This is a genomic window from Paraburkholderia sp. J41, from assembly GCF_905220235.1.
Lineage (GTDB): Bacteria > Pseudomonadota > Gammaproteobacteria > Burkholderiales > Burkholderiaceae > Paraburkholderia.
In genome coordinates this window covers 197,749-220,509 of the sequence record NZ_CAJMZE010000007.1, presented here as the reverse complement: position 1 = coordinate 220,509, position 22,761 = coordinate 197,749, and the positions used below count along the sequence as shown (strand labels likewise).

Annotated in this window: 22 protein-coding genes; 10 read left to right on the top strand and 12 right to left on the bottom strand. The window is 65.4% G+C overall.

What is annotated here, in order from left to right; all coding sequences use genetic code 11:
• Positions 1-30: 30 nt before the first annotated feature.
• Positions 31-1,488 (bottom strand): NAD-dependent succinate-semialdehyde dehydrogenase, encoded by a 1,458-nt coding sequence (locus U5805_RS09910; protein WP_322103291.1) that lies wholly within the window; start codon positions 1,486-1,488, stop codon positions 31-33.
• A gap of 141 nt (positions 1,489-1,629) precedes the next feature.
• Between U5805_RS09910 and U5805_RS09905 the strand changes: the two genes are divergently transcribed.
• The gene (locus U5805_RS09905) at positions 1,630-3,039 is read left to right on the top strand and encodes an aminotransferase (protein ID WP_322103290.1); all 1,410 of its coding nucleotides are present in this window, start codon (positions 1,630-1,632) and stop codon (positions 3,037-3,039) included.
• Positions 3,040-3,129: 90 nt separating this feature from the next.
• Here U5805_RS09905 and gcvPB read toward each other — a convergent pair whose 3' ends face one another.
• A complete protein-coding gene (gene gcvPB / locus U5805_RS09900) occupies positions 3,130-4,698 on the bottom strand; it encodes an aminomethyl-transferring glycine dehydrogenase subunit GcvPB (protein ID WP_322103289.1) in 1,569 nt (522 codons plus the stop codon).
• Positions 4,688-6,097: an aminomethyl-transferring glycine dehydrogenase subunit GcvPA gene (gcvPA, locus tag U5805_RS09895; RefSeq protein ID WP_322103288.1), complete on the bottom strand. Its 1,410-nt coding sequence runs from the start codon at positions 6,095-6,097 to the stop codon at positions 4,688-4,690. Before gcvPA ends, gcvPB begins: the two co-directional genes overlap by 11 nt.
• Before the next feature lie 149 nt (positions 6,098-6,246).
• Here gcvPA and U5805_RS09890 point away from each other — a divergent pair, with 149 nt between their 5' ends.
• Together U5805_RS09890 and U5805_RS09885 are read left to right on the top strand one after the other, a co-directional pair.
• Positions 6,247-7,392: an ATP-NAD kinase family protein gene (locus tag U5805_RS09890; RefSeq protein ID WP_322103287.1), complete on the top strand. Its 1,146-nt coding sequence runs from the start codon at positions 6,247-6,249 to the stop codon at positions 7,390-7,392.
• A 55-nt stretch (positions 7,393-7,447) separates the two neighbouring features.
• Positions 7,448-8,398, top strand: coding sequence for a 3-hydroxyacyl-CoA dehydrogenase (locus tag U5805_RS09885; protein WP_322103286.1), 951 nt, complete (start codon positions 7,448-7,450; stop codon positions 8,396-8,398).
• A 32-nt stretch (positions 8,399-8,430) separates the two neighbouring features.
• Here the strand turns inward: U5805_RS09885 and U5805_RS09880 are convergent, their stop codons facing one another.
• The 5 genes from U5805_RS09880 to U5805_RS09860 form a co-directional block, all read right to left on the bottom strand.
• Positions 8,431-8,700: a YozE family protein gene (locus U5805_RS09880; RefSeq protein WP_322103285.1), complete on the bottom strand. Its 270-nt coding sequence runs from the start codon at positions 8,698-8,700 to the stop codon at positions 8,431-8,433.
• 133 nt (positions 8,701-8,833) lie between these two features.
• On the bottom strand, positions 8,834-9,100 hold the full coding sequence (locus U5805_RS09875; RefSeq protein WP_322103284.1) for a hypothetical protein: 267 nt from the start codon (positions 9,098-9,100) through the stop codon (positions 8,834-8,836).
• A gap of 268 nt (positions 9,101-9,368) precedes the next feature.
• Entirely contained in the window at positions 9,369-9,695 is a 327-nt protein-coding gene (locus U5805_RS09870) for a hypothetical protein (protein WP_322103283.1), read from the bottom strand.
• A 106-nt stretch (positions 9,696-9,801) separates the two neighbouring features.
• Positions 9,802-11,100 carry a chloride channel protein gene (locus tag U5805_RS09865; RefSeq protein WP_322103282.1) on the bottom strand — a complete coding sequence of 433 codons (1,299 nt, stop codon included), beginning with the start codon at positions 11,098-11,100 and terminating at the stop codon, positions 9,802-9,804.
• Positions 11,101-11,186: 86 nt separating this feature from the next.
• Positions 11,187-11,615, bottom strand: a complete 429-nt coding sequence (locus U5805_RS09860; protein WP_322103281.1) for a MarR family winged helix-turn-helix transcriptional regulator — start codon at positions 11,613-11,615, stop codon at positions 11,187-11,189.
• Between the two features lie 145 nt (positions 11,616-11,760).
• Here U5805_RS09860 and U5805_RS09855 point away from each other — a divergent pair, with 145 nt between their 5' ends.
• The 4 genes from U5805_RS09855 to U5805_RS09840 all read left to right on the top strand — a co-directional run bounded on the left by U5805_RS09855 (position 11,761) and on the right by U5805_RS09840 (position 15,132).
• A complete protein-coding gene (locus U5805_RS09855; RefSeq protein WP_322103280.1) occupies positions 11,761-12,963 on the top strand; it encodes a permease in 1,203 nt (400 codons plus the stop codon).
• An 82-nt stretch (positions 12,964-13,045) separates the two neighbouring features.
• Positions 13,046-13,639 carry a carboxymuconolactone decarboxylase family protein gene (locus U5805_RS09850; protein ID WP_322103279.1) on the top strand — a complete coding sequence of 198 codons (594 nt, stop codon included), beginning with the start codon at positions 13,046-13,048 and terminating at the stop codon, positions 13,637-13,639.
• Positions 13,640-13,674: 35 nt separating this feature from the next.
• Entirely contained in the window at positions 13,675-14,346 is a 672-nt protein-coding gene (locus U5805_RS09845; protein ID WP_322103278.1) for a peroxiredoxin-like family protein, read from the top strand.
• 69 nt (positions 14,347-14,415) lie between these two features.
• A complete protein-coding gene (locus tag U5805_RS09840) occupies positions 14,416-15,132 on the top strand; it encodes an SDR family oxidoreductase (protein ID WP_322103277.1) in 717 nt (238 codons plus the stop codon).
• Here U5805_RS09840 and U5805_RS09835 read toward each other — a convergent pair.
• Both U5805_RS09835 and U5805_RS09830 read right to left on the bottom strand, forming a co-directional pair.
• The gene (locus U5805_RS09835) at positions 15,109-16,035 is read right to left on the bottom strand and encodes a LysR family transcriptional regulator (protein ID WP_322103276.1); all 927 of its coding nucleotides are present in this window, start codon (positions 16,033-16,035) and stop codon (positions 15,109-15,111) included. The two genes, U5805_RS09840 and U5805_RS09835, sit on opposite strands and share 24 nt — an antisense overlap.
• A 529-nt stretch (positions 16,036-16,564) precedes the next feature.
• Positions 16,565-17,869 (bottom strand): adenylosuccinate synthase, encoded by a 1,305-nt coding sequence (locus tag U5805_RS09830; RefSeq protein ID WP_322103275.1) that lies wholly within the window; start codon positions 17,867-17,869, stop codon positions 16,565-16,567.
• 141 nt (positions 17,870-18,010) lie between these two features.
• Between U5805_RS09830 and gcvA the strand changes: the two genes are divergently transcribed.
• The 3 genes from gcvA (at position 18,011) to U5805_RS09815 (ending at position 21,465) form a co-directional block, all read left to right on the top strand.
• The gene (gene gcvA, locus U5805_RS09825) at positions 18,011-18,910 is read left to right on the top strand and encodes a transcriptional regulator GcvA (protein ID WP_322103274.1); all 900 of its coding nucleotides are present in this window, start codon (positions 18,011-18,013) and stop codon (positions 18,908-18,910) included.
• A 269-nt stretch (positions 18,911-19,179) separates the two neighbouring features.
• On the top strand, positions 19,180-19,710 hold the full coding sequence (locus U5805_RS09820) for a YbaK/EbsC family protein (RefSeq protein ID WP_322103273.1): 531 nt from the start codon (positions 19,180-19,182) through the stop codon (positions 19,708-19,710).
• A 564-nt stretch (positions 19,711-20,274) separates the two neighbouring features.
• Positions 20,275-21,465: a porin gene (locus U5805_RS09815; protein ID WP_322103272.1), complete on the top strand. Its 1,191-nt coding sequence runs from the start codon at positions 20,275-20,277 to the stop codon at positions 21,463-21,465.
• Here the strand turns inward: U5805_RS09815 and U5805_RS09810 are convergent.
• Entirely contained in the window at positions 21,392-21,766 is a 375-nt protein-coding gene (locus U5805_RS09810) for a hypothetical protein (RefSeq protein ID WP_322103271.1), read from the bottom strand. The two genes, U5805_RS09815 and U5805_RS09810, sit on opposite strands and share 74 nt — an antisense overlap.
• Positions 21,767-22,020: 254 nt before the next feature.
• Positions 22,021-22,761, bottom strand: coding sequence for a TerC family protein (locus tag U5805_RS09805; protein ID WP_322103270.1), 741 nt, complete (start codon positions 22,759-22,761; stop codon positions 22,021-22,023).

Sequence of the window (22,761 nt, the reverse complement as noted above, 5' to 3'; positions counted from 1 at the left end):
GCGCACAAATCTCGGGCATTTGAAAGTCTATCAGCAGATTTCAGCGATGCACACATATTTGAGTTCGGTGAATTCCTCGATGCCGTGCGCGGAGCCTTCGCGGCCGATGCCGGACGCTTTCACGCCGCCGAACGGCGCGCCCTCGAACGACGTGGCGCCCGTGTTGACGCCCACGATGCCGGTTTCGAGCGCTTCGGAAACGCGCCAGACGCGCGCGTTGTCGCGCGTGAAGAAGTAGGAGGCGAGGCCGAATTCCGTGTCGTTGGCGGCGGCGATGGCCTCGGCCTCGGTTTCGAAGCGGAAGATCGGCGCAACCGGGCCGAAGGTTTCCTCGCGCGCCACCTTCATTTGCGGAGTGACGCCCGCGAGCACGGTGGGCTCGAACCAGGTGCGGCCGAGCGCATGCCGCTTGCCGCCCGTCACCACGCGCGCGCCCTGTGCGAGCGCGTCGGCGATGTGTTCTTCCACTTTCTCCACGGCGCTTTCGTCGATGAGCGGCCCTTGCTGCGTGCCGTCCGCCATGCCGTCGCCGACCTTGAGCGCGGCGACCGCGCGGCCGAGCGCCTCGACGAAGCGATCGTGAATGCCGGCCTGCACGTAGAGCCGGTTCGCGCACACGCAGGTCTGGCCCATGTTGCGGAATTTCGAGGCGATCGCGCCCGCCACCGCGACGTCGAGGTCGGCGTCGTCGAACACGATCAGCGGCGCATTGCCGCCCAGTTCCATGGCCACTTTCTTGATGGTGCCCGAGGCTTTTTCCATCAGCGAACGGCCCACTTCGGTCGAGCCGGTGAACGTCACCTTGCGTACGCGCGGGTGCGTGACGAGTTCCTCGCCGACCACCGAAGCCGCGCCCGTGAGGACGTGAAACACGCCCGCCGGCACGCCCGCGCGCGCGGCCAGTTCCGCGAGCGCGAGCGCGGAGAACGGCGTGGCGCTCGCGGGCTTGAGCACCATCGTGCAGCCTGCCGCGAGCGCGGGCGCCGCCTTGCGCGGAATCATCGCCATGGGGAAATTCCACGGCGTGATGGCCGCGCATACGCCGATCGGCTGGCGCAGCACGAGCATGCGGCGGTGCGCGTGCGGCGCCTGGAGCACTTCGCCGTAAAGGCGCTTGGCGTCTTCCGCGTACCACTCGAAAAACGCCGCGCCGTACAGAATCTCGCCGCGCGCTTCGGCGAACGGCTTGCCTTGCTCGGCCGTGAGGATGCGGGCGAGGTCGTCCACGTTGGCGACGATCAGATCATGCCAGCGGCGAATGATTTGCGAACGTTCGGCCGCAGGGCGCGCAGACCAATCGCGCAAGGCGGCTTCGGCGGATTCGACGGCTTGCGCGGTTTGCGCGCGCGTCGCCTTTGGCACGCGGCCCACGAGCTGGCCGGTCGCCGGGTTCGTGACGTCGATGAAACCGGCCTCCGTATGGGAGATCCACTCGCCGTTGAGGTAAATGGCCTGACGCAGCAAATTCGGATCGGCTAGTTCGAGCATCGAAATTTCTCCCCGCAAAAGGATGGTGGTCGCGTTGATTTATGTTCTCATATCGCCCACAATTGCGCAATGCGCACAAATTATCGTTCGCATATGCGACGAAAGTCAGTTTATGGATTGGTGTTTTCGGGAGAAAAGTGCATGGAATCTGCGGCAGCCGGTCTGGCGTCCGATCTGCATCGGGCCGACCGCAATTATTTTTTCCACCCGTTTACGGCGCTGGGCGATCACGAGCGCAACGGGCCGCTCGTCATCACGGGCGGTAAAGGCGTGTGGCTCGACGACGATCGCGGCAACCGCTATATCGACTCGATGGCGGGGTTGTGGTGCGTGAACGCGGGCTATGGCCGGCCCGAGATCGCCGCCGCGATTCACGAGCAGGCGCTCAAGCTGCCCTACTATCATGCGTTCGCTTCCATGTCGAACGAGGCGTCGATCCGTCTCGCGCAGCAGCTCGTCGAGATGTCGCCGGTGCCGATGTCGAAGGTCTTTTTCGGCAATTCGGGCTCCGATGCGAACGACACGCAAATCAAGCTCGTCTGGTATTACAACGAAGCGCGCGGGCTGCCCGCGAAGAAGAAGATCATTGCGCGGGACCGCGGCTATCACGGCGTGACGCTCGCGACCGCCGGGCTCACGGGCCTCAAGGGTTTGCACAACGGCTTTGGCCTGCCGCTGCCGTTCATCCGCCACACCACGGCGCCGCATCGTTTGTGGCAAGCCGAGCCGGGGCAGAGCGACGCCGGATTCGTCGCGCGCCTCGCCGGCGATCTCGAACGCCTGATTCTCGCGGAAGGCCCGGAAACCGTGGGCGCGATGATCGTGGAGCCGGTGATGGGCGCGGGCGGCGTGATCGTGCCGCCGCCGGGCTATTACGACGCGATCCAGAAGGTGCTCGACAAGTACGACGTGCTGATGATCGCCGACGAGGTGATCTGCGGCTTCGGCCGGCTCGGCAAGACCTTCGGCACCGAGGCGCTGGGCATGAAGCCCGATCTCGTCACCATCGCCAAGGGCGTGACTTCGGCGTATGTGCCGCTTTCGGCGAGCCTCGTTTCCGAAAAGGTGTGGCGCGCGATCGTGGCGGGCAGCGACCGGCTCGGCGTGTTCGGTCATGGTTTCACCTACAGCGGCCATCCGGTGGCGGCGGCCGCGGCGCTCGCCAATCTCGCGCTGATCGAGAAGGAAGGACTCGTCGAGCAGGCGGGCAAGCGCGGCGCGTTGATGCATCAATTGCTGCGCGAGACTTTCGCGGATCATCCGGCGGTGGGCGAAGTGCGCGGCATGGGACTCATGGGCGCGGTGGAGTTCGTCGCGCGGCGCGATCCGGCGCAGCGTTTCGACCCGGCGTTGAAGGTGGCGGGCCGCATCGCGCGCGCGGCGCTCGGGCACGGCCTCATCACGCGTGCGTTGCCCGAGGGCGATTCGATCGCGTTTTCGCCGCCCTTCGTGATTTCCGAGGCGGAAGTCGCGGAGATGGTCGAGCGTGCGCGCCGCGCCGTGGATCAGGTGTTCGCGGAACTCAAGGCGGAAGGCCAGTGGAAAGGCTGAGTCTTTTCGCGCTTCGTTGCGCATGACGCAAACAGAAAGCCGGCGCGTGCCGGCTTTCCTTTCGTTCCCGCGAAAACGGCCTTCGCCGTATCAGGCCGCCGCCTCGCGCGCCCTGGCCTGCTTGCGCTGCCACGCACGCCACGTCATCGCCCAGCGTTGCGGATCTTCGAGCGCTTCGCCGCCGAGCGCGCCGATCGCGTGCCGGTGCGGCGCGCCGCGCACGATCTCCGGCGTCGTGTACGCCTCGTGGCAAACCGTTTCGAGCACCGCGATCCAATAGTCGATATCTTCCTTCGACCACATTTCGCCGGCTTCCGGCGTGAACGGCTGCGGCACGATCCACGGTTCGTGCGCGAGCCAGAACGCGTCCACGCCGAAATCGACCATGCGGTTCTGCACCTGCGCGGCGCTCACGCCGGTCTCCTCGTAGAGCGGCTGGAGACTGAAGCGCGTCATCTCCATGCGCGGCGCTTCGATATGCGGGTGAGACACGCTCACGCCGCGCACCTGCTTGAGCCGCGCCGTCATGTAGTTGTTCGCGAGCACGGAGAGATCGGAGGCGGCCGCGATGCCTTCGCTGCCCATCGCGCGTACCCATGCGTAGGCCTTGAGCACCTGCTGAACGTTGCCGAGGAATTCGCGTACGCGGCCCACGCCGTCCGCCGCGCCCGCTTGCAGCGCGTAGCGCTCGCCTTCCTTCACGACCAGCGGGCCGGGCAGGAACGGCGCGAGCGCTTCGCTGCATCCATACGCGCCCACGGCGGGACCGCCGCCGCCCTTGGGCGCGCCGAAGGTCTTGTGCAGCATGAACATGCACGCGTCGAAGCCCAGCTCGCGCGCGCGGATCTTGCTCATCACGCCGTTGAAGTTCGCGTGGTCGTAGAAGCACAGCCCGCCCGCCTCGTGTACGATGCGCACCCACTCCTTGATATGCGGGTTGTAGATGCCCATGTCGTCGGGGTTGTTGATCATCAGCGCGGCCGTGCGGTTCGACACCACGGCCTTGAGCGCTTCGAGCGACGGATAGCCGTCCTCCTCGATCATCAGCGTGACGACCTTGAAGCCCGCCGTGGCGGCCGTGGCCGGATTGCACGGATGGGTCTGGATCGTCGTGATGATCTCGTCGCGCGTCTCGCCTTCGCCGCGCGCGGCATGCCACGCGCGCGTGAGGCACGCATGCGTGTAGGCGGCGTCGGCGCCCCCCGCGGGCTGGAACACGAAGCGGTCCATGCCCGAGAGTTCGCGCAACGCGAGATCGAGCCGATGCACGATTTCGAGCGTGCCCTGCAACGTGTCGGGATGCTGGCGCGGGTGCGTTTGCGCCAGTTCGTCGCGCGCGGCCAGCGCTTCGTTCACGCGCGCGTTGTACTTCATCGTGCAGGTGCCGAACAGCGAAATGCCCATCATGCCGAGCGTTTCCTGCGAAAGATGCAGATAGTGGCGCAGCACGTCGGGCTCCGACATTTCCGGCAGCGCGGGCGGCGCGCGGCGGCGCAACGCGGCGGGCAGCAGCGCGTCGAGCGGACCGGCCACGCGCGCGACCTCCGGCTCGACGGCGGGCACGCGCAAACCGCGCCGACCCGCGCGCGATTGCTCCATGACGATGGGCTCGTTCCAGACGGCGCCGTGATAGCGGCGCAAGGCGGTGTTATTTGGCATGACTGATCAATTCCGTGAGCGTGTCGGCAAGGCGGTCGATATCCTGCTGGCGATGCAGTTCCGTGACGCAATAGAGCGCGCGCTGGCCGCCTTCGGGGAAGTCCTCCGAGAGATCGTGGCCGCCGAAGATGCGCCGTTCGCGCAGCGCGGCGTTCAGGTCGGCGACGCGCAGCCCCGTGGCGTTGAAGTCCACCACGAACTCCTTGAAGATGGGCCCGTCGAACGCGATCGACACACCCGGAATCGCGGCGAGCCGGCGCGCGGCATAGTTCGCGCGCGCGACCAGCAGCGCGCCGAGTTCCTCGAAACCGCGCGGCCCCATCAGCGACAGGTAGACGGCATTCGCGATCGCCCACAGATACACCGAGTTGCCGGTCCAGTCCTTGCCGTGCTCGCGCGCGCCGTACGACGTTTGTTCGACGAGCGAGAGCCCGAAACCGTAGGTGCCGTGCGCGTCCTGCCCCGCGAGGCTCACGAGCAGCGTGGGATATTCGCGCGCGTAGCGCTCCTCGTCGCGCGTGGCGATAAAGCCGCCGAGACCGCCGCCGCCGTGCATATGCACGCCGAGCGTTTGCGTGGTGCCGACGACGATATCCGCGCCCCAGGCGGGCGGCGGCGCGAGCACGCCCAGCGAGAGCGGATCGACGCCCGCGATCGTCTGTGCGCCCGCCGCGTGCGCCATGGCCGCGACGCGCGGCGCGGCCTGCTCGATCACGCCGAACGCATTGGGCGTTTCCAGATAGACGGCGGCCGTTTGCGGGCCGAGCTTCGCCGCGAGATCGTCCATGTCGATGCCGCCCGTGCGGCGGTCGTGGCGCACGGTTATCACGCGCAGGTGATTCGGCATGTGCGGCGGCTCGCAATAGGTGTCGACGACGAGACGCCGCTCGCGGTCCATCGCCTCGGGCACGAGCACTTCGCGCCGCCCGGTGAGCCGCGCGGCCATGCGCAGCGCGTGCCCCGCGGCGCATCCCCACGTGTAGACCGGCAGGCCGACCAGGTCGCAATCGACCAGTTCGCCGAGCTGGCTGCAAAACTCGAACCATGCCTGATAACGGCCGTGATCGGACGAAGGCGTGCCCCAGACCGAAGTGAGAAATTCGCTGCGCCGAACGATCTCGTCGCACACGGCCGGAACGTGGTGCTGCCAGCAGCCGCCGCCGAGAAAGCTCAGGTAATCCGCGCAATGCGCGTTGCGCGAGAGCAGGTTTTGAAGATCGCGGCGCAGGTCGGCTTCGGCGGGGAGCGCCGCTTCGAGTTGCAGCGGCTCGCGCGCGCGATGATCGGCGGGAATCTGCGCGAACAGGTCGTCGATGCGCGCGGCGCCAATGGCGCCGAGCATCTCGTCGACAACCGCGTCGACCGAATTGGCCATGAAAGGATGGGCGTGAATCGACATTGCCAGACGAGCCTCCCGACGCTCAGCGTCATGAGAAAAGTTTATATTGCGCACTAATGTTTGTATGGCGCACAATATACGCAGTCAAATTCAATGTCGCAAGCGACGTGTTGCTTCACTCGGCGGCGGCGCTGGCCGCGAACATATCCATGAAATTTGTGCTGGGCGTCATCGTGAATCCGTACGCCGGAATGGGCGGCGCAGTCGGGCTGAAGGGCAGCGATGGCGCGCAAATCGTGGCCAGCGCGCGCACACTTGGCGCACGCGCGCACGCTGGCGAGCGCGTGGGGCGCGCTTTATCGGCGTTGCGCAGCGTGGATTGCATGGTGTTGACCGCCGCGGGTGCGATGGGCGCGGCGAGTTGCGAAGCGGCCGGCATTCCCGCGCGCGTCGTCTACACGCCGCCCGGCGCGCAAGCCGGGTATGCGCAGGCAACCGGTGCGCGCGACACGCGCGCGGCGGTGCGCGCCATGCTCGCGGGCGGCGCGCAACTGATCGTGTTCGGCGGCGGCGACGGCACGGCGCGCGACGTGGCCGAGGCCATGAAGGAAGCCGGCGAAAGTGGCGCCGTGCCCGTGATTGGCCTGCCGTGCGGCGTGAAGATGTACTCGGGCGTGTTCGCCACCTCCGTTCAGCGCGGCGGCGAACTCGCGGCGGCTTGCGCGCGCGGCGCCTTCGCCACGCACCGCGTCGAACTGCTCGACCTCGACGAAGCGTCGCTGCGCCGCGATGTGCCCGCAACGCGGCTTTACGGCGAAGTGCTCGCGCCCGTCGATCGTTTGCGCATGCAGGCGTCGAAGGCGAACGTGCCGGCGGCGAGCGATAGCGAGCTGGACGGCGCGTGCCTGCGCTACGTGCGCGAGATGGTGCGCGACCGGCTCTATATCGTCGGGCCCGGCACGACCATGGCGCGCCTGTGCGAACTCGCGGGCGTGGCCGGTTCCCGGCTCGGCGTGGATGCGATCGTGAACGGCGATCTGGCGGGCCGCGATTTGTCCGAGCGCGCGCTGCTCGATCTGCTTGCACGCTGGCCGGATGCGGCCATCGTGGTGGGCGTGATCGGGCGTCAGGGCTGCCTCTTCGGGCGCGGCAATCAACCGATCAGCGCGCGCGTGCTCGCACGCGTGCCGCGCGAGCGCATCGACGTGATCGCGAGTCTCGCCAAGCTGACCTCGCTGGCGGACGGACGGCTGTTTGTCGATACCGGCGACGCCGGGTGCGATCGCCGTCTCGAAGGCGCGTGGCGCATTCGCACCGGTGCGGCGCGCAGCGTGGTCATGCGCGTGCGGCTATAGCGATGCGGGCGCGTGGGCACGACATCGCATCACTGGGATCAACGGAGGAAAGAGCATGGGGACGAGCGGGGCGGAGCGGGAGATTGCCATCGTTGGCGGCGGCAGTATCGGCGTGGGATTTGCGATCGTGTTCGCGCGGGCGGGCCGGCGCGTGAAGATATACGACGCCTCGCCGCAGCGGCGTGACGCTATCGCCGACGAGATCGGCGCGCGGCTTTCCGATCTGCGCGAATACGGGTTGATCGAAGAGACGAACGATGCGGTGCTGGCGCGCGTCGAGGTCTGCGCCGATCTCGCGCACGCCGTCGCCAACGCGTCGCTCGTGCAGGAGTGCGCGCCGGAGCAGCGCGAGCTGAAAGCGCGCCTCTTCGCCGATCTTGACCGCCTTGCGCCCGCCGATGCCATTCTGGCAAGCGCGTCGTCGGCGCTCGTCACGTCGAGTTTCGCGCAGACGTTGGCTGGCCGCGCGCGCTGCCTCGTGGCGCATCCGGGCAATCCGCCGTATCTGATTCCGGTCATCGAGATCGTGCCGGCGCCTTTCACCGACCGCGCCGTGGTCGAGCGCGCGCTCGCCTGCTACGAGGCGGCGGGCATGAGCGCCGTGCGCGTGGAAAAGGAGATCGAGGGCTTCGTTTTCAACCGGCTGCAAGGCGCGGTGCTGCGCGAGGCGTGGTGTCTCGTGCGCGACGGCGTGGCTTGCGTGGACGATATCGACCGCGTCGTGCGCGATGGACTCGGTTTGCGCTGGTCCGTGATCGGGCCATTCGAAACGAGCGATCTGAACGTGCGCGGCGGCATCGAGGCGCACGCGGCGCGCATGGGCGCCGCCTACGAGCGCATGGGCGCAAGCCGCGGACAAAGCGACCCGTGGACGCCGGAACTCGTGAGCGAAGTCAATGGCCAGCGGCGCGCGCTGTTGCCGATAGAACGCTGGGAAGAACGTGTGCGCTGGCGGGATCGCGAGCTGATGCGGGCGATGGCGAGCCGCGCGGCGAAGCGTTCGTGATTGATCAGGAGAGCAGAGCGGTTCGACGGCAATTACCGATACTTCTCGAGAAACAACACGCTGTATTCGTTCCAGGCATCTTCGAAGGCGACCATCGCGGCCATATCGGCATTGCGGATCATCAGATGGTCGAGCCAGTTTGCTCGCCAGATTCCTTCGGGCGCGCGGTCGTCACCGCCAAAATCGCGCGCAAACCGGCCCACCGGATCGTTGCGTTGCGCTTGGGTACGGATCCACGTTTGAAAAGAAGTGATCATTTTCCTACTCTCTTGAGCCGACTGGCGGACGAGCGCGAGTTTCATCGCGACTCGTGCCGCTTCGCTCGAAAACAGGCACGCGGGACGCGTGCCGAGATCCCGATCCCGCTGCCGACGACGCGCGGAATGCGCGGCGAGCAAACGGCCGGGTTCGACGCGAACGATCGCGTTGCAACGGTTAGCGCGTGCTGCGCGAATGCGCGGGCGCGGCGTTATCGGAGAACATCACTTGCGATGCCGCCAGCGCGCCGAACGACATGAGAATGCCGGCGAAGATCGCGCCCGTGAGGGCGAATGTGTGGCCGCTGCGTTCGCTGGCGGCGGCGGGCGCGGAGCGCGGTTGCAGGAGCGCGCAAGTGCCCGTTTTCAGTGCCGATTCTTGATCGGCGATCGAATGATCGCGCGCACGAAGCAGCGAAACGTCGAGCAGGGAAAACGGGCTCATGGCTTTCTCCATCGGAATTGAGTGAACAGATGTCAGGATAGGCGCGGCCTGTTTCGATCTGAATCAGACGAATTCGATAAACGATGCCGGTAGATCGCTCCCTTTTTGAGCGGCTTGTCGTGCGCGGATTTGCGCGCATTGTGCGCGGAGTGCGCGCATTGTGTGAATTGCGCGGCATCGTTGCAATGGAATGCCGTGCGTGAATTTATCTGGATTCCTGACTATTTCGCGCGTCGCGGCACGCGCGACCGCGCGCCTGCGGAATCGCTTAGCGCAGCGGCTTCACTGAAGCGTTCGACACCCAGTAATTCATGCGTCCGCCCGGCCCGGCGACGAGTACCGCGCCCGGATTGGGCACGCCGTCGTCGGTGATCGTGCAGACCACGGTGCCGTCAGGAATCATCGTGACCTGCTGCGCGGCCGTCATGCGCGCGAGAACATCGGCATTGAGCGGATAGAGGTGGCTGAACACGTCATAGCTGATCGCGGCGGGCACGTCGCCCACCACGCGCACCGGCGCGCCGTGGGGGCACGGCTGCGCGTGCGCGGTTGCGGCGCAAGCAATCAGCAGAAGCGAAACGAGCGTTGGTTTCATGATGGAGTTGGCTAGAGACTTGCGCATGGCGCGCGGTTTTTCGTCGAATTTTATCGAATGCGAGCGCACGCAACGCGAAACACCGCGCGGCCGCGAGAAGCGCCGGTTACGACTTGCGCAGATACCGTTGCGCAAGCGCCTCATAGAGCGGCGGCGCGAACAGTTTCGAAACCTGGCTCGAAATGAGCGCGGTTGCCATCAACGAGATCACGAGTGCGTGCCCGTCGATCATTTCGATGACGATGACGAACGCCGTGATCGGGCTTTGCGTCACGGCGGCCAGATAGCCGACCATGCCGAGCGCGATGAGCATCGGCAACTGCATGTTCCCGAAAACCATGTGCAGCGCGTTGCCGATGCCCGCGCCAATGGCGAGCGAGGGCGCGAACAGGCCGCCGGGCGTGCCGGGCAGATAGGAACCCACCATCGAAGCCATCTTGAGCAGCGGATAAGCCGCGCCAAGCTGCACGTGGCCCTCCAGCATGCCGCGCGCTTCGGCGTAGCCGCTGCCGAAAAGGTGGCCGCCGGTCGCCACGCCGATGATGGCGATAAACAGCCCGCATACCGCGCCAAAGGCGACCGGCTGGTTCATGCGCAGCGCGTGGAGACGCCCCGGCATCCATCGCGCCGTGTTGAGCAGCAGCCAGCAGAACACACCGCCCGCGAGTCCCGCGACGACGCCGACCAGAACGACCGCGACAAAGAGCAGGTCGGGCAGATTGCCGTGAATGGCGATCGTGCCGAAGTAGACGTAATTGCCTTGCAGCGCGAGCGAAACGACGCCGGCAAAGATGATGGCCGTGATGATGACGCCGCTCGTGCGCGCTTCGAAGCTGCGCGCGAGTTCTTCGATGGCGAACACGACGCCGGCGAGCGGCGCGTTGAACGCCGCCGAAAGACCGGCAGCCGCGCCCGCGAGCGCCAGCTTGTGTTCGAGACCGACGCCGTAGACGCTGCTGCGCAGCCGCGCGGGATACCAGCGCCGCAACGAGTACATGAGCGCCGCGCCCACGTGGATCGTCGGGCCTTCGCGCCCTATCGTGAAGCCGCCGAGAATGGCGAGGAACGAGATGGCGATCTTGCCGACGAGGATGCGCAGCGTCAGCAGGCGCGGGCCCAGTTCGCGCACGTCGTGCAGCGAAGCGATCACTTGCGGAATGCCGCTACCTTCCGAGCCCGGAAACCACCGGCGCGTGATCCAGACGCCCAGCGCGGCGAACGCGGGCGTCACGATGAGCGGCAGCCACGGCGCGCGGGCCGTGGCGTGCAGGAACATCTCGTAGCCGAAATCGATCAGCCGCGCATAAAGCACCGCAACGAGACCCGTTGCAACGGCGCCGAGCCAGAACATGCCGAAATAAAGCCAGCGCCGCTGCCTGCGCAGCAGCCTGGGGCTTTGAAACATCGAAAGAAAGCGCATGGGCGAGAGGCGAAAAATACCAGTTTAGGCATATTGTGACATAAATTGGCGTGGCGCCCCGGCGGCGGGAACTATCCGCCTGGGCTGTCGGGGCCGTTGAATACCCAGCGAAATACGCCGTAAATCGCCTTGTGCTTCGCGGCGAGGTCGAGCAGCAACTGTTCGCCCGCTGCCGTGAGATGCACCTGGACCTGGCGGCGGTCGGCGGGATCGGGCTTGCGCGTCACGAGTCCGGCCGATTCGCAGCGCGAGACGAGGGCCGCCGTGCCGTTCGGCGCGGCCTGAAGGCGTTCGGCCAACTCGCCCACCGTGGCCCATTGCCGCTCGGGAAACCCGCGCACGTGTAAAAGCAACTGGTATTGGAGCGTGGTGATTCCCGCCGCATTGGCGATTTCTTCCGAGGCGCGCAGGAACTTGCGCAAGTCGTAACGGAACGCCGACATCGCCTGGAGGTCCAGCTTGCTGGGCGCCTTGCGCTTCGTGGGTTTGCTTGCACTCATGTCGTTTCCTTCAAGCAGGGCCGGGCGAGCGGGTTGCGCTTGCGGTGGCATTGCGGCGGTATTGCGTCGATATGCTTTGGTATTGCGTCGATATCGCGGCGAGGTTCGCAATGGCGGCAAGGAGCCGGGCCGCCGGGAGATTATCATGCATGTCGTTTTCGCCCTGGGGCACGCGTTATGGATGGCGTTCGCGATGCTCTGGCAATTGTTCTGGGGCTTGAGCCTCGGCTTCCTGTTTTCGGCGGTCGTGGAAGTCATGGTCTCGCGCGGCGAGATGTCGAAACTGCTGCCCGACGCCGCGCCGCGTTCGATCCTGCGCGCCAGTCTGTTCGGCGCGGCCTCGTCGTCGTGCTCGTATGCCGCCGTTGCGATGGCGCGTTCGCTCGTGCGCAAGGGAGCCGATTTCACGGCGGCGATGGCGTTTCAGTTCGCGGCCACCAATCTCGTGCTCGAACTCGGCGTGCTGCTCTGGGTGCTCGTGTCGTGGCAATTCGCGGCGGCGGAATTCGTCGGCGGACCCGTCATGATCGTCGTGCTGGCGGTGCTGTTTCGCCTGTTCCTGCGCGATGCGCCGAAGCGGCGCGCCGTCGAGCGCGCACGCGGCGAGGCGCGCGGCAAGATGGAAGGCCACGCCGACATGTCGATGGCGCCGGCCGGCGGCGCGTGGACGGCGCGCATCGTATCGAAGGAAGGCTGGATCGCCGTGAGCCACCATTACATGATGAACTGGGCGATGCTCTGGCGCGATATCGGCACGGGGCTGCTCGTGGCCGGCGCGCTGGCCGCCTGGGTGCCCGCCGCGTTCTGGCAGCGCTTTTTCTTCGTCGACCATCCCGCGCTCGCGATGGTGTGGGGCGCATTCGTCGGGCCGCTTATCGCCGTGATTTCGTTCACGTGTTCGGTGGGCAACGTGCCGCTCGCAGCGGTGCTGTGGAATGGCGGCATCAGCTTCGGCGGCGTGGCGGCGTTCATCTTCGGCGATTTGCTGATTCCGCCCATCGTCAATATTTACCGCAAGTATTACGGCTCGCGCATGACGGTGTTCATGGTCGCCGTGTTCTATGCGGCGATGGTGGTCGCTTCGCTCGCGGTCGAGCTGCTGTTTCGCGCTTTGGGCTGGGTGCCCGAGCATCGGCACGCGGCGCCGGTCGAGATGGCGATTCACTTCAATTACACGGCGGTGCTTGATCTGGGCTTCGCGGGCGTGTTCGCGGTGCTGGCCGTGGTGTTTCTGCGCACCGGCGGCCCGGACATGATGCGGATGATGAACGGCGGCGCGTCCGGCGCGCATCGGCATTCGCACTCGCATTCCCATCCCCATCCCCACTCCCATTCCCGCGAGGAATAACTGCTATCGCCGGCACCGGCCTTCTTCGGGCCGGGCCGCCGCTCCATCATGTGTTCATCGCTCACCCACCGAGGAAACCACGATGAACACCTTCAACGCCTACTCCGTCGAAAACGCGCCGGCCGACTCGCGCCCGCTGCTCGAAGGCACGCAAGCCGCATTCGGCTTCGTGCCGAACTTGCAGTCGTACATGGCGGAATCGCCCGAACTGCTGGCGGGTTATTCCGCGCTTTGGGATCTGTTCTCCAAAAGCACGCTGACGCCGCACGAGCAGCAGGTGGTCTATCTCACAGCGAACTTCGAAAACGACTGCCATTACTGCATGGCCGGCCACAGCACGCTCGCGAAGATGATCAAGATGGACCCGGCCGTCATCGACGCATTGCGCGCCGGCACCGCGCTGCCCGATGCGAAGCTTGAAGCGCTGCATCGCTTCGCGACGATCGTGGTGCGCGAGCGGGGCTTTGCCGACGATTCGGACATCGAAGCATTTATCGCGGCGGGCTACACGCGGCGCAATGTGTTCGAAGTGATTCTCGGCGTGGCAACGAAGGTAATGAGCAACTACACGAATCACCTCGTTCATACGCCTTACGACGCCTTCATGAAGGGCAATGAATGGACCAGGCCGGGCACGCCGGGCACGTTGCAAGGGGCGGCCGCGTCCGGCGTCTGAATGCCATTTCACGCTTTCGATACAGGAGAACGACCATGTCGCTGCAAGACAAACTCGACGCCTTCAAGGCCGACTTCAAGGGCGGCAAGCCGCCGTACCATGCGCCGCCCGAAATTCACCCGATCATGGAGCGCGCCACGGCGGAACTGATCGCGAGCGGCCAGGCGGCTCGCGCGATCAAGGCCGGCGATCGCGCACCGGGCTTCTCGCTCCAGGACCAGGAGGGCAACGCGGTGTCGTCGGCCGGGTTGCTGCGGCGCGGTCCGCTCGTCGTCACGTTTTATCGCGGCGTGTGGTGCCCGTACTGCAACCTCGAGTTGCAGGCGATCAACGACGTGCTGCCGCAAATCGAAGCGTACGGTGCGAGCGTCGTCGCCATCTCGCCGCAGACGGCGGTGAACAGCCGCAAGTCGGTGCGCGACAACAAGCTGGAGTTTCCCGTGCTGAGCGACGTGCATGGCGAGGTGGGCGCGGCGTTCGGCCTGCGTTTCGCGCTGCCCGACTATCTCGTCGATCTCTACAAGGCGCTGAAAAACGATCTGCCGGCGTTCAATGCCGACCCGGCATGGACGCTGCCGATGCCGGCGCGCTACGTGATCGGCCAGGATGGAATCGTGCTGTATTCCGAGGTCAATCCCGACTACACGCATCGTCCTGATCCGGTCGAGATGTTCCCGGTGCTGGAGCGTGCGAGCGCGAAGGCTTGAGCGAGCGCGCGCGTAGTGCCGCCTTCGGGCGGCTTTCTTTCTCGTGGCCTTATCGTTTCAATTCACATCATGACTCAACGCGTTTTTCTGGTGACGGGTGCCACCAAAGGCATCGGCCTTGCGCTCAGCGAACGTCTCGTCGCGGCGGGGCATCGGGTGATCGGCATGGCTCGCGCGCAAGCGAAGTTTCCGGGCGAACTCATTACGCTGGACCTCGGCGATCGCGCAGCCACCGAAGCGGCGTTGCGCGAACTGGCGCGGCGTTACCCGGTGGACGGCATCGTCAACAACGTCGGCCTGGTGCGGCCGCAACGCGTCGACGAAGTCGATCTCGACGCGCTCGACGAAGTCTTTTCCGTGAACCTTCATCCGGCCGTTCAGACCGTGCAGGCGTTCTTGCCGGGCATGCGCGAGCGCGGCTGGGGGCGCATCGTCAACCTCTCCAGTCTGACGATATTGGGCGTGACGCAGCGCACCGCTTATGCCGCCGCCAAGGCCGCGCTCGTGAGTTTCGCGCGCACGTGGGCGCTCGAACTCGCGACGACGGGCATCACCGTGAATTCGGTCGCGCCCGGTCCCACCGAAACCGAATTATTCCGCGCCAATAATCCGCCCGGAAGCGAAGGCGAGCAGCGTTATCTTTCGGCGGTGCCGATGAAGCGCTTCGGCAAGCCGGACGAGATCGCCGCCGCAATCGCATTCCTGCTTTCGGACGATGCCGGTTTCATCACCGGGCAGACGCTCTTTGTCGACGGCGGCGCTTCAGTCGGCAAGGCCGGCATTTGAGGCCGCGCGGTTGCCGTTGTCGGCAAAGAGGCTTTCGACGAAGGCGACAAAGGCGCGCGCCTTCGTCGTGGCCATGCGGCCGGAAGGAAACACGGCCCACACGTCGACGCCGGGCAGCGTCCAGTCGGTCAGCACCGCCTGCACCGAGCCGTTCGCGAGTTCCGGCGCGAACATCCACTCCGACGCCACCGCCAGACCCATGTGCGCGAGCACGGCCGCGCGCATGCCTTCGGCGGCGCTGAAGCGCACGCGGCTCGACACGGTGACGGCGGCTTCGGTGCCGTCCGCGTGGCTGAACGCCCACGAGTCTCCGCCGCTGCGCATCGCGTGAACGACGGCGTGATGCTGGCTGAGATCGGCGGGCGTGCGCGGCACGCCATGCCGGGCGAAGTAGTCTTTCGTGCCGACCACGAGCCGCTTTCCGCTTACGATGCGGCGCGCCGTCATGGCGGAGTCGTCGAGCCGGCCCATGCGCAACGCGACGTCCACGCCTTCTTCGAGCAGGTCGATCGGCCGGTCGTCCATCACGATTTCCACGTCGAGCGCGGGGTGCTGTTCGAGAAACGCGCCCAGCGCGGGAATGACGTGCAGTCTCGCGAACGTCACGGCCGCGCCCACGCGCAACCTGCCGGAAAGTCCGCCCGACGACTCGCGCACCGAATGTTCGGCGCGCTCGGCTTCCTCGATGGCGAGGCGGGCATGCTCGTAGAAGCGCTGACCCGCGTCGGTGGGCGTGAGACCGCGGGTCGAGCGCAACAGCAGGCGCGCGTTCAGACGTTCTTCGAGTTGCGCGATCGACTTGGAAACGGCCGGTTGTCCGATCTGGAGACGTCGCGCCGCAGCCGAGAACGAGCCCGCTTCCACCACGGCAACGAAGGTTTCCATTGCGGCCATGCGATCCATGGAGTCGGGTTCCGGATTGAGGATGAATAAAAGTGCTTGTCGTGCGGCGCTGTCGCGCGCCGCGCGGGTGATCGCGCGACTATACCGCAGCAAGGTGCCGCGCGTAGTTGCGCATTCGTTGCGTACTCGTTGCGCCTTCGTTGCGCGTTCCTTGGTCCGCACGCCCGGTTCGCGTTGCGCGTTTCGCCGATACGCTCTCCGTCGATGGATCGCATGCCGCGTAGCCGGTACGCGCGGCGGGAACGTCGCCGGGCTGGATTAGCGATGTCGATGGACCGCGCCGGCGCTTGATATGCGACTAACGGTCGAGCCGATTTTCCGGCCCGCTTACGCCTCGCGGCGCAATAAAAAACAAGCGTCTTTATCGCGGAAACGCGAAGTTTCATGAAGGCGCAACGCCGTGTTCTACGTACCGATTTGCGCGTGACCCGACGAACTCGCGCAGCCGCTTGCGCGAACGCGTCGGCGCATTTCAGGCGGCGCGGACAAAGCGCCCGCTCGTGCTGCCGCCCACGCATCGCGCCTTCGCTCAACGCTGCGCGCCGTCCGCCGCGCCAAACGGCGATTGCAGAACGATCGCGTCGTCGCGCTCGGGGCCGGTGGTGACCATTGCCACGGCAATGCCCGCCTCATGCTGAATCGCCTCGATCAGCGCCACGGCCTCGCGCGGCAGATCGCCGTACGCGCGCACGCCGCGCGTCGAACCTTGCCAACCGGCGAAGCGCTTGAGAATGGGGCGCAGGCGCTGCTGCTCGGCGTCGCTGGCGGGCAGGTAGTCGATGCGCGCGCCATCGAGTTCGTAGCCCACGCACAGTTCGATCGACTCGAAACCGTCGAGCACGTCGAGCTTGGTCAGCGCGAGCAGGTCGATGCCCGCCACCTTGCCGCTCTGGCGCAATTGCACCGTGTCCAGCCAGCCGCAGCGGCGCGGGCGGCCCGTGTTGACGCCGTATTCGCCGCCGCGCCGGCGCAGTTCGTCGCCGAGCGCGCCGGTCACTTCCGAGGTAAACGGGCCTTCGCCCACGCGCGTCGCGTAGACCTTGCTGACGCCGAGCACGCGCCCGAGCCGCGAGGGCGCGAGACCCACGCCGCTGGCCGCGCCGGCCGCCACGGTGCTCGACGAAGTGACGTAGGGATAACTGCCCCAATCGACGTCCAGCATGACCGCCTGCGAGCCTTCGAACACCACGCGCTGACCCGAGGAAAGCGCGCGATCGAGCCGCTCCCAGACGCGCCCCACGAACGGCAGGATGCGCGGCGCCATGGCGAGCAGGGCGCTCAGCATCGGCTCGCGCGGGACCGGTTCGAGGCCAAGACCGCGAAACCACGCGTTATGGTGCGCGAGCAGCCCGTCGAGCTTTTGCGCGAGCAATTCGGGTTGCGCGAGATCGCACACGCGCAGCGCGCGGCGGCCCACCTTGTCTTCGTAAGCAGGACCGATGCCGCGCAACGTGGTGCCGATAGGCTGCGCGCGCAAACGCTCCTGGGCCGCGTCGATCGCGCGATGGACCGGCAGCACCAGCGTGGCCGTTTCGGCAATGTGCAGCAGCTCCGGCGTGACGCGAACGTCCAGCGCGGCCATGCGGTCGATTTCGGCGAGCAGCGCTTCGGGATCGAGCGCGACGCCGTTGCCGATCAGTCCCGGCTTGCCGCGCACCACGCCGCTCGGCAGCAGCGCGAGCTTGTACGTTCGACCGTCCACGACCAGCGTGTGCCCCGCATTGTGGCCGCCGTTATAACGGGCGACAATGTCCGCCTTCTCGGCGAGCCAATCCACGATACGGCCCTTTCCCTCGTCGCCCCACTGCGCGCCGACCACGACGACATTCGACATCCGTTGCTCCCTGGTGAATTTATCGAACAGATTCCAAAGCGAAGCCGTTGCGAAAGGGCTCAATATAGAGCGCTCGTTATGCCGCGAAAAGCGATATAAACTCAACGTACTTGTCAGGAAAAGTCACATAGGATTCGCGCCATGCCACGTCGTCTGCCGCCGTTGAACGCCCTGCGCGTATTCGAAGCCGCCGCTCGCGCGGAGAGTTTTTCCGTGGCGGCCGAGGAGCTTTGCGTCACGCACGGCGCCGTGAGCCGGCAGGTGGCGCAACTGGAAGCGTGGCTCGGGCATGCGCTGTTCGAGCGGCGCGGGCGGCGCGTCGTGCTTACCGCTTCCGGGCGCGCGTATTTGCCCGAGATAGCGGCGGCGCTCGACCGCATCGCATTGGCCACGCACGAGCAGTTGCGCGCCACGCGTCAACAGATCGTGCGCGTGAATGCGCCCACCACGTTTGCGCTGCGCTGGCTGTTGCCGCAGCTTTCCGGTTTTCAACTGACGCATCCGGCCGTGGAAATCCGGCTCACGACATCGGAAGAACCCATCGAAAAACTCGGCGAGGAATGCGATGTGGCGATTCGCGGCAGCGAGCAGAAGTCGGCGGCTTATGCGGCCGACGAGTTCTTGTCGGAAGTGCGCTTGCCGGTCTGCTCACCCAGGTTGCTCGAAGCGCAGCCGCTGCGGCGCGTCGCGGATCTCGCGCATCACACGCTGCTGCACAGCGCGACGTATCCCTCGCTTTGGGCGCAATGGCTTGCGGCAAGCGGCAAGCCCGGACTCGTGGTGCGGCACGCGCAGCAGTTCGATCACTTCTATTTGACGCTGCAAGCCGCGATCGACGGCCTTGGTGTCGCGATGGGACCGACCGCGCTCGTCGCGCTCGACGTGGAAGAGGGGCGCCTCGTGTTTCCGTTCGACGGTCCCGCGTTGCCCGCATGGCGCTATTGCAGCTATGTCCGCAAGACGCGTCTTGAGGAACCGGCCATTCAGCTTTTTCTCGCCTGGCTGCGTGAGCTCGGGCAGCGGTTTTCCCGCACGGCTTAAGCGTCGCGGGCAAACGGCTGCTGAGCGGATTGCGCCGCGCGCTCGACGGCGCCGTGCCAATACAAACGCCGGGGCGGTCGTCGACGAAACTTGCCGCGGCCCGCGCCGGCTCGCGCCTCCCATGACGACGCCCGTGCGCGGCATCGCAATGCGCGGCCTGCGGGCCGGCCGCCTTCCCGGTAACATTCGCGTGGGCAATTTTTCAATGACGATGCGCGGCGCACCGTGAGGTTCGCGGCGTCTCGCGACAGGAAGGAAAGACGCAAACCATGAGCGAACCGTTGCGTAATCTGGAAGTCGTTCCCGAAGCGGAATACGGCCGATATTTGCCGGAAACGGTAGTGGCGGAGCTAACCGGCAAGAACATGACGGTTTTTCTCGTCGACGACCATGCCTCCGATACCGCGCAGTTCAGCGAGCGCTATGGTTTCGGCCTCGAGGACTGCGCCAACACCATCGTGCTGCGCTATCGCAAGGAGGGCGCGGACCACCATGCGGCCATCGTCACGCTGGGCTCGCGCCGGCTCGACATCAACGGCGCGGTGAAGGCCGAACTGGGCGCGCAGCGCCTCTCGTTCGCCAAACGCGAGGCGGCTGTCGAATTGACGGGAATGGAATTCGGCGGCATTACCGCGTTTGGCGCACCGAAAGACTGGCTCGTGCTCGTCGACGAAGCCGTCATGCAGCGCGAGCAGGTGGTGATGGGCGCAGGCGTGCGCGCGGCCAAACTGCTGCTGGCGCCCACTGTGTTGACGTATTTGCCGAACGTGAAGATCGCGGCGCTGGCAAGCGACGTTTAACGACGGGCCGATAACAACGATAACTATCGTGCCGCCATGCCGCCATGCCGCCATGCCGCCGCGAATGAGCCCGGCGGCAACCGGCTTTATCGGAACATGAATAATGACTTACGCGTGCCGTATTCGTGGGCGGGGCGCGATCACGCGAGAACCCGGCTTTAACGGCGTTTTTGGCGAAGTCCACTCACTGCCATTTCAAATAACTCGAAAGCGGTTATTCGACTGCTTCTAGTCGGTCAATCAAAACGTCAAGCATAAAAGACTCCCGTAATTACCCTGATTTAAGTGCGTGTTGACTAGTGGCATTCTTAAACGTGTTGCGTCCGCAACCAGTTTTATTACGAAATCCTGTCGGTTTGCGGATTATGGAGACCTTGAAGCAGGACGGGGATTCCCCTTAATTGAGCGGATAAAGCGCGCGGCTGGAGACAGCGCCGTTTCGCGTAATCAATACGGAATCCTGAGTAATCTGGATAAAGCGGCATGCGCTGGTGGTAAGAGAAGAAAAAGCCCGACGACACGCTGATCGTCGTTTCGAGACGCAAGCACAACATCCTCTTTCTTATGAAAAAAACAATCGTCGCCTTCGTTGCGCTCGGTTCGCTCGCGAGCGCCGCACACGCACAAAGCAGCGTCACGCTGTATGGCATCATCGACGAAGGTCTGGACATGATCACCAATAATAAAGGTGGCCATGTGTATCAGATGGCTTCGAGCGTGATGCAGGGCAACCGTTTCGGGCTAACGGGGAGTGAAGACCTCGGCGGCGGCATGAAAGCGGTATTCACTCTTGAAAACGGTTTCAATCTGAATAGCGGCGGCTTGAGCCAAAACGGCCTGATGTTCGGCCGCCAGGCGTGGGTGGGGATTGCGAGCCAATATGGCACGCTCACGCTCGGCCGCCAGTACGATTCGGTGTTCGATTACGCGGCGCCGCTCGCGGCAGGCCAACTGGGCGCGGGCGTGTACGGCGCGCACCCCGGCGACCTCGACAACTCGAACATCGACTACCACTCGAACAACTCCATCAAGTACGCGAGTCCCACGTATGGCGGTTTCAAGTTCGGCGGCACGTACAGTCTTGGCGGCACGGCCGGCAACTTCAGCAACAACCAGATCTGGTCGCTCGGCGCGTCCTATAACCAAGGGCCGGTCTCTCTGGGCGCGGCGTACCTGAACGCGCGCAATCCGGGCACGGGCATGTTCAGCACGAGCGCTTCGAGCTTGCCCGAAACCTTGATGACGCCGATCTACTCCGGCTTCATGAGCGCGAACACGTTTCAAATCATCGACTTCGGCGGGGCTTATACGTTCGGGCCGGCCACGCTGGGCGCCACGTATACGAACGCGAAGTTCATGAATCTCGGCAGCAATCCCATGCCGGCGGGCGCGAAAGGACCGGCTTCCGGCTACTCGCGAGGCAGCACGGCGACGTTCAACGACGTGCAGGTCAATGTCCTTTATCGCTTTTCGCCGGTGCTGCGCATGATCGTGGCGGCCGACTACGTGACGCGTAATGGATTGACCGAGCAGAACGGCGATTCGGTCGATCGCGCGAAGTATCTGCAATACGACGCGTCGCTCGATTACTCGCTGTCCAAGCGCACCGACGTGTACGTGCTGGCGCTTTATCAGCGAGCGCTCGGCGAGGACTCCACGGGCGGCGCGGCGGTGGCGGCCATTACCGATACCACGGCCATTTCGTCGAACGGCAATCAGTTCGTGGCGCGTATCGGCATTCGTCACAAGTTCTAGGCGCCGAGGCGTGGCCGCGCTCGACGGCGAGTTGAGCGCGGCCTCCTGACGTTGCCGAACTTTCGCGCCGGCGCCTCGCGCGATCACCGCTCGTTACCCTGCGGCGACTGCCCGTTGAACGCCCCGCGCGTTCGAACTGCGCGCGCGCGGCCATCGAAAGACGCATGGCCGCCGTGAGAGTCACGTCGAGCACTTCGCGAAACACCTCGTCGCGGTATTCGTCGAACGGGCGCGCCACGCCCGCCGCATTCACGAGCACGTTGAGCACGTCGAGCACGTCGAGCGTGTCGATGCGCGCCATGAATTGCTGGCCGCGCGCCCAAAACTTGATCGGTGGTTTTCCTGGTGGTCGTCAGTCAATCGAAAGGTCACGATAGACCCATTCCGAGGGCACATTCGGCGAGGAGACCAGCGCGCCAGGATGTGAAAAACGACCATTGCCGCGATGAACGGCGGTTCGTGAGCGTGCCGCCGCGAGCGGCCCCGCGAAGGTGAAGCCCGCATAAAAACGCGGGCTTTTTTTTGCCGCCCGTGACGCGCGTGAAGCCGGTTCGGTCAATCGCGCCGCGCGCGGCGCGCGAGCATGTTCAAGCCCTCCACGAGCGCGGAAAACGCCATCGCCGCGTAAATGTATCCCTTGGGCACGTGCGTGCCGAAACCCTCGGCGATCAGCGTCATGCCGATCACGAGCAGGAAGCTCAACGCCAGCATCACGACGGTCGGATGCCGCTCGATGAAACGCGAGAGCGGCTGCGCGGCGAACATCATCGCGGCAACGGCCACGATGACGGCCGCGATCATGATCGGCAGATGCTCGGTCATGCCCACCGCCGTGATGATGCTGTCGATGGAAAACACGATGTCGAGCAGCACGATCTGGCCGATCGCCGCGCCGAACGACAGCGCTTTCGGCGCGCGCGCCGTGGCGTCGTTGCCGTCGTCGTGCGCGGCGTGCGCGACGTGATGGCGAATTTCCGTCGTCGCTTTCCAGACGAGAAAGAGGCCGCCCGCCGCAAGCACGATGTCGCGCCACGAAAAGCCGTGACCGAAAGCGGTGAACGCGGGTTCCGTGAGCCGCGCGATCCACGCAACGGTGCCGAGCAGGCCGAGCCGCATCAGCAGCGCGAGCAGAATGCCGATGCGCTGCGTGCGCGCCCGCTGTTCGAGCGGCAGCTTGTTGGTCAGAACCGAGATGAAGATCAGGTTGTCGATGCCCAGCACGACTTCCATGACGATGAGCGTGACGAGCGCCGCCCAGACTGCGGGGTCCGCCGCGAGGGCGAGGAGGTTTTCCAT